This window comes from Anaeromassilibacillus sp. SJQ-1 (assembly GCF_046693725.1).
In the GTDB taxonomy this organism is placed as follows: Bacteria; Bacillota; Clostridia; order Oscillospirales; family Acutalibacteraceae; genus Anaeromassilibacillus.
The window spans coordinates 78,902-90,455 of sequence record NZ_JBKEIV010000045.1; the positions used below are offsets into that span (position 1 = coordinate 78,902).

Consider the following 11,554-nt stretch of genomic DNA (forward strand, 5'->3'; position numbering starts at 1 on the left):
AGGATTCTGTGTCGCAAGGGGTTTTTTGTACCCATATGGATAAAAATTGCGTATTCCTATTCGGCCGGCAATCTTCTACTCCATTTGGCGGGAATCCGGGCCGTGAACCAAAGGCGGAAAGCGCATATTTATTTTATTTTTATCTAAACTAAGCTTAACCTGTTTTTAACATTGCACCGATAAAATAAGCTCGTACTTAAAGAAAACATGAAGAAAACGTAAGGAGCAATGAAACATGAAAAAAGTGCTTTCGATCCTAATGGTTTTGGCTATGATGTGCACAAGCATGGCGTTCGTAGGGTGCAGCTCTACGGTAGAAGGCCAATCTGAGACTCCGTCTTCCCAAGGAAACGACGTCTCGGCGGAAAATGCAGGGGATTCTTCTGAAACGGCCAACAAAGAATTGAGCGGCGACCTCACCTTGAATGGTTCCACCTCCATGGCAAAGGTTTGCCAGGCATTGGGCGAAGCTTTTATGGAAAAGTATCCGGATGTAACCGTGACGAAGAGCGGCAATGGCTCTGGCGACGCTCCGAAGGCTGTCACCGCCGGTACCGCGTTGATCGGCGACCTGTCCAGAAATATGAAGGATGAAGAGGACCCGGATCAGTTCGAGATCAATCAAATCGCAATCGACGGCATTGCGATTGCGGTCAATAAGGAAAACCCTGTTACAGAACTGACCAGCGAACAAATCGCTAAGATCTTCACCGGAGAAATTACCAACTGGAAGGACGTCGGTGGAAACGACCAGACGATCACCGTCATTGGCCGTGAGGCAGCTTCTGGAACCAGAGACGGTTTTGAAGCGATTTTTGGTTGCGAAGGAACCTGCAAATATGCTGCAGAAGTCACTTCCACCGGTGAAGTGGTTTCGAAGGTTGGTTCGGACCCGTCTGCAATCGGCTATGTTTCCCTAGATTCTGTCAACGATTCGGTCACCGCTTGTAAAGTGGACGGCGTAGAGGCGACAGAGGAAAACATTATCAACGGCTCTTATAAGGCGCAACGCCCGTTCATTCAGATCTACAAGAAGGGTTCCGACAGCGAATTGGTAAAAGCTTGGTTTGACTTCCTGTACTCCGATGAAGGACAGCAGATTATCTCCGATGTGGGGCTTGTACCGGCACAATAAATGAGCCCCGGGGCGTAATGCTCCGTACAAAATGCTCCGGCACTCGGAACTGGGTGCCGAAGCATTTTGTTGCGCCCGAGGAGAGAGGCCATGTACGGCTTGATATAGAATGGAGGGCCTGCTGATGCAGACATCATTGACCGATGAACGCGCAGAGCAAAAGCGCGCATTTGCCAATCGAATCAAACGGATTGTGGCGATTGTATTAGGCGCCGTAATCCTTATATCGTTCTTTTTTCCTTACATCCAGTTTGTTTTTAAAAATACGGTATATTCTTTGACCGGATTACAGCTTGTTACGGTACGCGGAATGATGGTTCGTGGACCGCAGATGAGCGGACTTGTGACCATTCCTTTGCTCACCCGCATCGCTGTCGCGGCAGGCGTTGTGTTGGCTTTGGCAGGGATCGTGCTGTTGCTTTTGAAAAAACCGGTGTGGGCGGGGGCGGCCTACATCCTCTCAGGAGTAACGCCGTTGGTCTCGCTGATTACAACTTCCAGCATTCAGACGGCGGTCACTTCGCTCAATATCAGCGAGATAGAGGTGCATTATCTCTGGCCGTTCCTTTGTACATTGGCTTTTGGAATCGCCGGTGCGATCCTGGCGCTTTGGACCCAGGGAACCGAGCGTCTGGCCAAGTCGGTTTTTCAGGTCTTTTCCTGTGTATCCGTCGGCTCTGTAGCTGTTATTACAATCTATATCCTTGTCTCCGGTGCTCCCGCCTTGATCGAGATCGGTGTGGGGGATTTTCTGTTCGGCACAAAGTGGGAGGCAAGCGCGGAGGTTTTTGGCATCCTGCCGATGATCCTTTCTTCCATTGCGGGAACTTTGGGCGCGATTGTTATCGGTGTGCCAATCGGCCTGTTGACCGCCATCTTTCTCTCGGAGACCGCCAATCCGATTCTGGCCAAAATTGTACGTCCGGCGGTTGAATTGTTGGCGGGTATCCCATCCGTCATCTACGGTTTTTTTGGCATGCTGGTGATTGTGCCTGCCATCCGCAAGTTCCCGCCCTTTCAGGGACATACCACGGGTGATAGCCTTTTGGCCGCCATTTTAATCCTGGCGATCATGGTTCTTCCGACGATTGTAAATGTCTCTGAAACGGCGCTGCATGCCGTGCCAGTCTCCTATCGGGAAGCCTCCCTGGCATTGGGGGCTACGCAGACGACCACCATTTTTAAAGTGACGGTTCCGGCGGCGAAATCTGGAATCCTTTCGGGGGTAATCCTGGGGGTAGGACGTGCCATTGGCGAAACCATGGCGGTAATTATGGTGGCCGGCAATGTGCCCAATATGCCGAACCTACTCGGCTCTGTGCGTTTCCTGACCACTGGCATTGCCATGGAGATGAGTTACTCCTCTGGATTGCACCGTCAGGCGCTGTTTGCCATCGGATTGGTGCTCTTTGTGTTTATTATGATTGTCAATATCAGTTTCACATATATTTCCAAGAAGGGGGTACAGCTCGATGGAAACTAATTCCCTCTATTGCAAACACAGCCGCCCCAAGGACACGGCGTTGAAGGTTCTTATCAATCTGGCTGCTGGGGTGACCGTTGTGGTCCTGGTTGGAATCATCGGCTATATCCTGGTCAACGGCCTGCCCTATGTCACCTGGCAATTTATTTCCACACCGTATTCGGAAATGAATCCAGATCAAAAAGGCATCCTGCCCATGATTATCAATACCTTGTACATTGTGGTGATCACTCTATTGATTGCGGTGCCAATCGGGCTTTCTTCTGCCATTTACCTGACCCAATATGCCAAGCAGGGGCGGCTGGTTCGTTCCATCCGGTTTACAACGGAGGTCCTTTCTGGTATCCCGTCGATCATTTTCGGCCTATTTGGTTACACAGTGTTCTGCATCCTGTTCCGCTTACAGGTTTCCATCCTTGCGGGCTGCCTGACTATGACGATCTGTATTCTACCGACCATCGTGCGCACAACGGAGGAATCGCTTATGGCGGTTCCAACCAGCTACAAAGAGGGCGCGCTTGCACTTGGCGCTGGAAAGTTGCGTGTGATCCTGGGCATCGTGCTCCCATGTGCTATGCCGGGCGTGTTGACTGCCATCATCCTGGCGGTGGGCCGTATTGTAGGGGAGAGCGCCGCCCTTCTGTTCACTTCAGGAATTGGTTATAGCATGCCGAAGGACTTTTTCCGGCAGATCATGACCAGCGGGCGCACATTGACCCTGCATTTGTACCAGACAGCGCGCGAAGCCTCTACACCGGATGCCATGAATATTGCCTTCGGTACAGCGGCGGTCCTGTTAATTCTGGTATTCCTATTGAATTGTTTGACAAAAGTGGTGACGAAAGCAGTAAAGAAGGGTTGAGAACGGATATGGAAATGGGAAATCAAAAAATTGTATTACAGGATTTGAATCTGTATTATGGAGACTTTCATGCGCTCAAGGGGATCAATATGGAGATTCCCGCCAATAAAGTGACGGCATTTATCGGCCCTTCGGGCTGTGGCAAATCCACTTGCCTGAAAACGTTGAACCGGATGAACGATCTGGTGGACAACTGTAAGATTTCAGGACTTGTCACACTGGATGGCGAGGATATCTACGATCCGCGGACGGATGTGACCCTCCTGCGCCGCCGTGCGGGGATGGTGTTTCAAAAGCCGAACCCTTTCCCAATGTCGGTATATGACAACATCGCCTATGGACCGCGCGTCCATGGGATCAAGAATCGCCAAAAGCTCGATGAGATTGTCGAAAACTCGTTGAAAAGTGCAGCGCTTTGGGACGAAGTAAAGGACCGCTTGAAAAAATCTGCATTAGGCCTTTCCGGAGGCCAACAACAGCGTCTGTGTATTGCCCGCGCATTGGCGGTTGAGCCGGATGTCATTTTGATGGATGAACCGACCAGCGCGTTGGACCCGATCTCTACCTCGAAGATCGAAGATCTGATGGACGACCTGCGCAACCGGTATACTGTGGTGATTGTCACACATAATATGCAGCAAGCAGCCCGTATTGCGGATCGCACGGCGTTTTTCCTCTTGGGCGAATTGGTGGAGTATTCCGATACGCTCTCCATGTTCAACAAACCGCAGGACGAGCGGACAGAACGCTACATCACCGGCCGCTTCGGATGATGATGCATCTTCCCCTGGAACCGGATTTGATGTATAATAAAAAATAGGAGACAAGGATTATGCCAAGAAAACTGTTTGACCGCGAGATCAATGATTTGATTCACCGCATGACCGATTTGGGAAATGACGTGGATGGCCGTATTCAAATGACCATTGACGCCCTGCGTACCTTAGACATTGAAAAGGCGAAAAAGGTTGCGACCAGTGACAATGAGATCGACAGTGAGGAACATAGAATCGAGCAAATATGCATGAACCTGATCGCTTTACAGCAGCCCATCGCCAGCGACCTGCGCACCATTGCGGCCTGTTTGAAGATTTTGACCGATATGGAACGGGAGGCCGACCAGTGCGCGGACATCTGTGACATTCTGACCATCGCAGAACTCGACCGGAGCAGTTTGGCCTTAGCCCACGTGGTACAAATGTTGGAAGCGGCACATGAAATGTTCCGCGGCGCTTTGGATGTGTTCCTGAGCCGCGACGTTGAGGCGGCACGGAAGGTCTGCCAGGCGGATGACAACGTGGATGCGATGTTTTCCAAGATTGTCTTGGAAGTCTGTGGAATCATTACGGAAAACCCGCAGAATGTCATGTGTGATGTCGATCTGATCTTTATCACAAAATATGTGGAGCGTATGGCGGATCATGCGACCAATATTGCGGAGTGGGTCATCTATATGGAGACCGGCGAACATCCGGATCTTAACACGAAAGTCTTTTAAAGATTGACGGGCGGCGGGCGCTCCTGTCCGTCTGTACATAGAATTACCGTGAGGAAAGAGTGCGAGAAAGAGAGGGGCATTTATGCCTTTGGTATATATTGCAGACGACGAACCCAATATTCGCCGTCTGGTGGCGTTTGGCCTGAAGGACAGCGGATTTGAGTCGGCTGAATTCGCAGATGGCGAGACACTTCTTGCTGGTATTAAGGCGCGCAAGCCGGATGCCGTGATCCTGGATTGGATGATGCCGCCGCCGGACGGTCTGGCAGTGTGCCGGACGCTGCGTGCCAGCGCGGATACACGGGACATTCCCATCCTGATGTTGACGGCACGCGGCGAAGAGATTGACAAGGTTCTAGGGTTGGAACTGGGAGCGGATGACTACATTGTGAAGCCTTTTGGAATCAAGGAGCTCTGTGCGCGTGTACGTGCTGTGTTGCGCCGTACCGAGCGGGCGCAGGAGCCGGAGCAGCGGTTGGAGGCGGGTTCCCTACAGGTCGACATTGCACGCCACATGGTTACGAAAAATGATACCAAAATAGAACTGACGGCCAAAGAATTTGATCTGCTTGTGATGTTGATGAAAAACCGTGGAAAAGTGCTCACACGCGACAGTCTGCTTGATAAAGTTTGGGGCGTCGAGTATTTTGGCGATACAAGGACAGTGGATGTACACGTGCGATACTTGCGTCAGAAGGTGGAGGACGATCCCGATCATCCGGCATTGATTCAGACCGTCCGCGGTGTGGGATACCGGTTTACAGAGTAAGTTGTACAGGGCATGCCCTTGCGGGTATGCCGCTTTTTTTACACGTTCCTGGAAAAATACAAGAGAGGGGCAGCCGAATGAGGAAGCGGATGATGTTGTGCAACATCGCTATCATTATAGTGGGGTTTTGTGCCGCCTTTTTGACGGCAACACTTCTGGTGCAGGGACAATATGAAAAGGAGTTTACCAAGCAGTTGGACACGGCCTTGGCGGTGCTGTCCACACAGTCGGAGGCTTTGGAAAATCCGGGAAAGGTGTCCTATGAGCTGGGAGAGGCGCTGAAGGCGGCTGGCCAGCCCATTCGGATCACCATACTGGACGAAGAGGGCCATGTGTTGGGCGATAGCGAGGATAAGGAGATCACCGAAAATCATGCCAACCGTCCGGAAATTGTGGAAGCACGAGAGAAGGGGGTCGGCTACGATACGCGCAGCAGCGCCAGCATGGGAATCCCCTATTATTATGAAGCGCGCCGTGTGGGACAGTATTACCTGCGGGCCGCATTGCCGATGGGAGCGTTACAGGATACCATCCGGCAGATGTGGCTGGATGCAGCACTCGGCATGCTGTTTGGGATTGTCATGGTCTGTGTGGCATCCGGCTTGTTTGTATCGTGGATTGGAGAGCCGGTCCGGCGGATGAGCCTTGCTGCGCGTCGTTTGGCCGCAGGGGAATACTCCAGCCGGGTTGAGGGAACATTCAGCGACGAATTTGCTGAACTGGCACAGGCGTTCAACCAGATGGCAGACAGCACAGAACACGCGGTGAGCCTGCTCCGCACCAAACAGGAACAGTTGGAGGGCGTTTTACAGGGAATGAATGACGGGGTCCTAGCTGTGGATGAGGGGGGCAATGTGCTTTTTCTCAACCAGAGTGCGCGCAGCTTGCTGCACTGCCCCTCCATGCAGGCTGGCGATCATTTGGAGGGAAGTCTGGTGCTAACCAAGATTTCCGCACTGTTGAGAGATGCGATGCAGGCTGGAGAGCCGGTCAACGACGAGCTGACCAATTTGCCTGAGGAGAAACGATATACGGTCTATGCTGCCCCAATGGAGGCCCAACCCACCGGAGCGGCGCTGGCAGTGGTTTCCGATGTGACGCGTATCCGTCGGCTGGAACAGCTGCGCAGTGAGTTTGTCTCCAATGTGACCCATGAATTAAAAACACCGTTGACCTCCATTCGCGGGAGTATCGAGCTTCTCAAAAGCGCAGACCGCGATGAGGAAACGCGCCGGTATTTTTACGATGTATTGGACATTGAAACCGAACGTCTGACCCACCTGATCGATGACCTTTTGGTTCTCTCACAGATTGAAAACGCCAAAGAAGATCCATCTATGCGCCCGTGCAATGTCAAGGAGGCATTGGAACATTGTGTAGAGAGGGCAAAATCGTTGGGGCAGGAGAACCACATTCGCATGCATATTGACGCCGATTCGGAGCTCTTTGTCGCCTGTACGCCAACGCGTCTACAACAGCTCTTTGGCAACCTGATTGACAATGCTGTCAAATACAATGTAAAGGATGGAAGCGTGTTTATCACGGCACAGCGGCAGCGGCAGACCGCCGTGGTGCGAGTCAAGGATACGGGGATTGGGATTGCGAAGGAGCATTTCCCACGTTTATTTGAACGATTTTATCGTGTGGATACCAGCCGTTCTCGTGAGATTGGAGGAACGGGGCTGGGACTTTCGATTGTCAAGCATCTGGTAGCGCTGTATGGTGGAGAAATCGGTGTGGAGAGTGAGCCCGGAAAGGGGACGACGTTTACGGTTTGTCTACCCTTGGCGCCGAAAGAAAAATAAAAAATTGGATTCTTTACCGGCATATGGATGTGCTTTTGTACTATATCACCAAAAAGCGTTAAAGAAACTGCACAGATTGCTCGAATCCGTATGGCTTCCACAAAAAGCAGGTTGCAATTCGACACAAAAAGAGTTAAAATAACAAAAAGACAACCGCACCAGAGCTGGACTTTGGTGCGGTAAATTTTACAGCATCGCCTGAAACAAGCAGGATTGTATTTTCCTGACCGTTTTCTGGAGCGGCTGTGGTGTGGAGGTGTACCCGATCCATGTTCTATCAAAAAGACGTGGAAACTATGCGCCGTGCAGACATTGAGGCGCTACAGCTGCAAAAGCTGAAGAAAATGGTGGATTACTGCTACAACAATATTCCGTTCTATCATGAGCGCTTACAGGCAGCCGGGGTGACCGGCGATAAGATAAAAACCCTTTCGGATATTCAGTATATCCCCTTTACAACAAAGGACGATATCCGCGATAATTACCCCTTTGGCATGATGGCGTGCCCGATGAAAGATGTCGTGCGTATTCATGCGTCGTCAGGGACCACAGGAAAGCCTACAGTCGGCGTGTATACCCAGAAGGATATTGACACTTGGGCAGAGTTGATTGCCCGTATCGGTGCGGCATCCGGTGTGACGAATGAGGATATTATCCAGATTTCGTTTGGGTATGGGCTGTTTACCGGGGCGCTTGGCCTGCACTATGGCTTGGAAAGGTTGGGTGCAACGGTCATTCCGGCCTCTTCTGGAAATACACAGAAACAGCTGATGATGTTCCGTGATTTTGGCGTTACAGGGTTGGTAGCAACTCCTTCTTATGCGCTCTATCTGGGCGAAATGGTGAAGGAGTCCCCATATCCGTCCAGCGCTTACAAGCTTCGCATTGGCTTGTTGGGCTCTGAAGGCTGCACAGAAGAGATGCGTACGCAAATTGAAAAGAATTTACATATGTTTGTGACTGACAACTACGGGATGACAGAGTTGGGAGGTCCGGGCGTATCTGGCGAGTGCGAACTGCGCTGTGGATTGCATTTCGCAGAGGATCACTTCCTGCCGGAGATTATCGATCAGGATACCTTGGAACATAAAGCGCCGGGCGAGGTGGGCGAATTGGTGGTGACCACCCTTTCGCGCGAGGGAATGCCAGTTCTGCGTTACCGTACCAAGGACATCACCCGTATCAATTACGAGCCGTGCGCATGTGGGCGCACACATGCGCGTATGGATAAGGTGATGGGGCGCACAGACGATATGTTGATTATCAAGGGCGTCAATGTGTTCCCTTCCCAGATCGAAAGTGTTTTGGTGGGAATGGAGCATGTAGGCCCGCATTATCAATTAATCGTGCGCAAAAAGAATTTCTTGGACACTCTGGAAGTCAAAGTCGAACTCAACAACGGCGAATTGTTACAGAGCTACGGCGAATTGGAAGCAGTGCAGCATAAGATTCACGACCGCTTAAAGAGTGTCCTTGGACTGGAAACCAAGGTTACCTTAGCGGAACCCAAGAGTTTGGAGCGTTTCCAGGGCAAGGCAAAGCGCATTCTCGACCTGCGCAATGAACCGGAGGAATAACCCCTATCACTGGGAATTCGTCCGCCGACGTGGCGGATAGGTCTGATATATAGGAGAGGTACAATGAAAAAGTTATTGTTGGGAAATGAAGCGGTCGCGCGCGGCCTGTATGAAGCCGGTGTGCGGGTGGTGTCCAGCTATCCTGGCACCCCCAGTACGGAGATTACCGAGACAGCGGCTACATACGATGAAATTTACTGCGAGTGGGCGTCAAATGAAAAGGTTGCGGCAGAGGTGGCAGCGGGCGCAAGTTTTGCCGGGGCGAGATCCTTTTGTGCGCAGAAGCACGTCGGCCTGAATGTCGCCGCAGATCCGCTCTTTACCATGAGCTATATCGGTGTGAACGGCGGCATGGTGTTCGGTGTAGCGGACGATCCCGGCCTGCATTCCTCCCAGAATGAGCAGGATTCCCGCAATTATGCGATTGCAGCCAAACTGCCGATGTTGGAACCCGCCGATTCTGCGGAATGCCGGGATTTTACAAAGCTGGCTTATGAACTTTCGGAGCAGTTTGATACGCCGGTGATTCTGCGGTTGACGACGCGCGTCGCACACAGCCGCAGCCCGGTGGAGTTACATGAACGCGAAGAGCATGAACTCAAGCCCTACGAGAAGAACCCTGCCAAAAATGTCATGCTGCCTGCTTTTGCAAAACCGAAACATTATAAAGTAGAGGAGCGCATGCAGGAGCTAGCCGCATGGGCGGATGAGGCGGACATCAATGTGTTGGAGGACAATCATGCGGAGATTGGTGTGATCGCCTCTGGCGCAGTGTACCAGTATGCGAAAGAAGCGCTGGGAGACACGGTGTCCTATTTGAAGTTGGGCATGGTGCACCCACTGCCTCTGAAGAAGATCCGAGAGCTGGCTGCAAAAGTCAAGAAGCTCTATGTGATCGAAGAGCTCGACGATGTCATCGAGTCATTCTGTAAAAAAAATGGAATCGAAGTGCACGGGAAAGATGTGTTCCCGCGCTGTGATGAGTTCTCTCAGAACGTCATCCGCAAATGTATGTTGGGCAAGGTTCCGGAGAGCAAGAAGGTCGATGTGGAGACGCCGGGACGTCCTCCGGTTATGTGCTGTGGATGTCCGCACAGGGGCTTGTTCTATGCCTTGAAAAAGGCAAAGGTCTATGTCAGTGGCGACATTGGCTGCTATACCCTTGGAGCGTCGGCTCCGCTGAGCGCGATTGATACCTGTGTGTGCATGGGTGCTTCTGTTTCCGCTCTGCACGGTTACAACAAGGCGCGCGGAAAAGAGGCCGAGCAGAAGAGCGTGGCGGTGATCGGCGATTCCACCTTTATTCACTCTGGAATTACAGGATTGATCGATATTGCTTACAACAAGAGCAATTCGGTGGTCATCATCCTTGACAACTCGATCACCGGCATGACGGGCCATCAGCAGAATCCAACTACGGGATATAATATTAAAGGGGACCCCACTACAGCGGTGGATCTGGAAGCGCTCTGTAAGGCTGTCGGCATCAACCGGGTGCGCGTCTGCGACCCGTACGATCTCAAAGAGGTGCAGGCGGTTCTCAAAGAGGAGCTTGCAGTAGAGGAGCCCTCTGTCATTATCAGCCGCCGTCCATGTGCGTTGTTGAAATACGTAAAGCACAAGCCGTCGCTGGTTGTGGATACCGAAAAGTGTATCGGGTGTAAGGCGTGCTTGGGCATTGGCTGTCCGGCTATCAGTGTGCACGGCGGCAAAGCTGCAATTGACCGCACGCAATGTGTGGGGTGCGGCGTATGTACCACTCTGTGCCCGAAGAGTGCGATCACAGAACAGGAGGTACAGGCATGAGCAACGTAAAAAGTGTCATGATTGTCGGTGTGGGCGGACAGGGAACGCTCTTGGCGAGCCGTGTTTTGGGCAGCGCCATGTTGAGTCAAGGAGTTGACGTAAAAGTTTCGGAGGTACACGGAATGAGCCAGCGCGGTGGGTCTGTAGTGACTTACGTGCGCTATGGCGACAAGGTGTATTCACCGATTATCGCACAGGGCGAAGCGGATGTCCTGCTTGCTTTCGAAGCCCTGGAGGCAGCGCGTTATTTGCCGTGGCTGAAGCCCGATGGTACTGTGATTGTGAATACCCAGCAGATGGACCCAATGCCCGTCGTCACAGGTGTGGCCGAATATCCCAAGGATATTTTGGGAAAGGTGCAGGAGCAAGGCGTCAAGATGGTTGCTCTGGACGCGCTGGGAATGGCGGAGCAGGCGGGATCGGCCAAGGCGGTCAATGTGGTTTTGATCGGGGCCATGGCGAAAAAGCTGGATCTGCCCAAGGAGGTCTGGATTGACACAATTCAGGAGACCGTCCCGCCTAAATTCATCGATATGAACCTCAAGGCGTTCGAGTTGGGGTATAACGCGGACATATAAACGCAAGAAATGGTGTTGTCCTCGGGACAGAATAAACATAT

The 11,554-nt window shown here is 52.0% G+C and carries 11 protein-coding genes; 10 read left to right on the forward strand and 1 reads right to left on the reverse strand.

The features are described 5' to 3' along the window. Nucleotides 1–235 precede the first annotated feature (235 nt). The 7 genes from ACGCCZ_RS13250 to ACGCCZ_RS13280 all read left to right on the forward strand — a co-directional run bounded on the left by ACGCCZ_RS13250 (nt 236) and on the right by ACGCCZ_RS13280 (nt 7,552). The gene (locus tag ACGCCZ_RS13250) at nt 236–1,135 is read left to right on the forward strand and encodes a phosphate ABC transporter substrate-binding protein (RefSeq protein ID WP_054323507.1); all 900 of its coding nucleotides are present in this window, start codon (nt 236–238) and stop codon (nt 1,133–1,135) included. Nucleotides 1,136–1,259: 124 nt separating this feature from the next. Beyond that, nucleotides 1,260–2,618 (forward strand): phosphate ABC transporter permease subunit PstC, encoded by a 1,359-nt coding sequence (gene pstC, locus ACGCCZ_RS13255; RefSeq protein WP_085531591.1) that lies wholly within the window; start codon nt 1,260–1,262, stop codon nt 2,616–2,618. Next, nucleotides 2,608–3,480, forward strand: a complete 873-nt coding sequence (gene pstA, locus ACGCCZ_RS13260) for a phosphate ABC transporter permease PstA (protein ID WP_054323508.1) — start codon at nt 2,608–2,610, stop codon at nt 3,478–3,480. The genes pstC and pstA overlap by 11 nt, the downstream gene beginning before the upstream one ends. A gap of 14 nt (nt 3,481–3,494) precedes the next feature. Further along, entirely contained in the window at nt 3,495–4,253 is a 759-nt protein-coding gene (gene pstB / locus ACGCCZ_RS13265) for a phosphate ABC transporter ATP-binding protein PstB (RefSeq protein WP_242967338.1), read from the forward strand. 59 nt (nt 4,254–4,312) lie between these two features. Further along, the gene (gene phoU, locus ACGCCZ_RS13270) at nt 4,313–4,978 is read left to right on the forward strand and encodes a phosphate signaling complex protein PhoU (RefSeq protein ID WP_054323510.1); all 666 of its coding nucleotides are present in this window, start codon (nt 4,313–4,315) and stop codon (nt 4,976–4,978) included. 82 nt (nt 4,979–5,060) lie between these two features. Beyond that, complete coding sequence (locus ACGCCZ_RS13275; RefSeq protein ID WP_054323511.1) at nt 5,061–5,747, forward strand: winged helix-turn-helix domain-containing protein; 687 nt, start codon at nt 5,061–5,063, stop codon at nt 5,745–5,747. Nucleotides 5,748–5,824: 77 nt separating this feature from the next. Beyond that, nucleotides 5,825–7,552, forward strand: coding sequence for a sensor histidine kinase (locus ACGCCZ_RS13280; RefSeq protein ID WP_054323512.1), 1,728 nt, complete (start codon nt 5,825–5,827; stop codon nt 7,550–7,552). Between the two features lie 133 nt (nt 7,553–7,685). On the opposite strand, the gene ACGCCZ_RS13285 is transcribed toward ACGCCZ_RS13280, so the two are convergent. Further along, a complete protein-coding gene (locus ACGCCZ_RS13285; RefSeq protein WP_411656275.1) occupies nt 7,686–7,823 on the reverse strand; it encodes a hypothetical protein in 138 nt (45 codons plus the stop codon). Between ACGCCZ_RS13285 and ACGCCZ_RS13290 the strand changes: the two genes are divergently transcribed. The 3 genes from ACGCCZ_RS13290 (at nt 7,822) to ACGCCZ_RS13300 (ending at nt 11,513) form a co-directional block, all read left to right on the forward strand. Then, entirely contained in the window at nt 7,822–9,129 is a 1,308-nt protein-coding gene (locus ACGCCZ_RS13290; protein WP_411656276.1) for a phenylacetate--CoA ligase family protein, read from the forward strand. The two genes, ACGCCZ_RS13285 and ACGCCZ_RS13290, sit on opposite strands and share 2 nt — an antisense overlap. A 63-nt stretch (nt 9,130–9,192) precedes the next feature. After that, nucleotides 9,193–10,935 (forward strand): indolepyruvate ferredoxin oxidoreductase subunit alpha, encoded by a 1,743-nt coding sequence (iorA, locus tag ACGCCZ_RS13295; RefSeq protein WP_054323513.1) that lies wholly within the window; start codon nt 9,193–9,195, stop codon nt 10,933–10,935. Beyond that, complete coding sequence (locus ACGCCZ_RS13300) at nt 10,932–11,513, forward strand: indolepyruvate oxidoreductase subunit beta (protein ID WP_054323514.1); 582 nt, start codon at nt 10,932–10,934, stop codon at nt 11,511–11,513. Before iorA ends, ACGCCZ_RS13300 begins: the two co-directional genes overlap by 4 nt. Nucleotides 11,514–11,554: the final 41 nt, after the last annotated feature.

Coding starts and splice junctions, on each gene's coding strand:
- pstC (WP_085531591.1), top strand. CDS start 1,260: ATGCAGACATCATTGACCGATGAACGCGCAGAGCAAAAGCGCGCATTT.
- ACGCCZ_RS13300 (WP_054323514.1), top strand. CDS start 10,932: ATGAGCAACGTAAAAAGTGTCATGATTGTCGGTGTGGGCGGACAGGGA.
- ACGCCZ_RS13250 (WP_054323507.1), top strand. CDS start 236: ATGAAAAAAGTGCTTTCGATCCTAATGGTTTTGGCTATGATGTGCACA.
- phoU (WP_054323510.1), top strand. CDS start 4,313: ATGCCAAGAAAACTGTTTGACCGCGAGATCAATGATTTGATTCACCGC.
- ACGCCZ_RS13280 (WP_054323512.1), top strand. CDS start 5,825: ATGAGGAAGCGGATGATGTTGTGCAACATCGCTATCATTATAGTGGGG.
- pstA (WP_054323508.1), top strand. CDS start 2,608: ATGGAAACTAATTCCCTCTATTGCAAACACAGCCGCCCCAAGGACACG.
- pstB (WP_242967338.1), top strand. CDS start 3,495: ATGGGAAATCAAAAAATTGTATTACAGGATTTGAATCTGTATTATGGA.
- iorA (WP_054323513.1), top strand. CDS start 9,193: ATGAAAAAGTTATTGTTGGGAAATGAAGCGGTCGCGCGCGGCCTGTAT.
- ACGCCZ_RS13275 (WP_054323511.1), top strand. CDS start 5,061: ATGCCTTTGGTATATATTGCAGACGACGAACCCAATATTCGCCGTCTG.
- ACGCCZ_RS13290 (WP_411656276.1), top strand. CDS start 7,822: ATGTTCTATCAAAAAGACGTGGAAACTATGCGCCGTGCAGACATTGAG.
- ACGCCZ_RS13285 (WP_411656275.1), bottom strand. CDS start 7,823: ATGGATCGGGTACACCTCCACACCACAGCCGCTCCAGAAAACGGTCAG.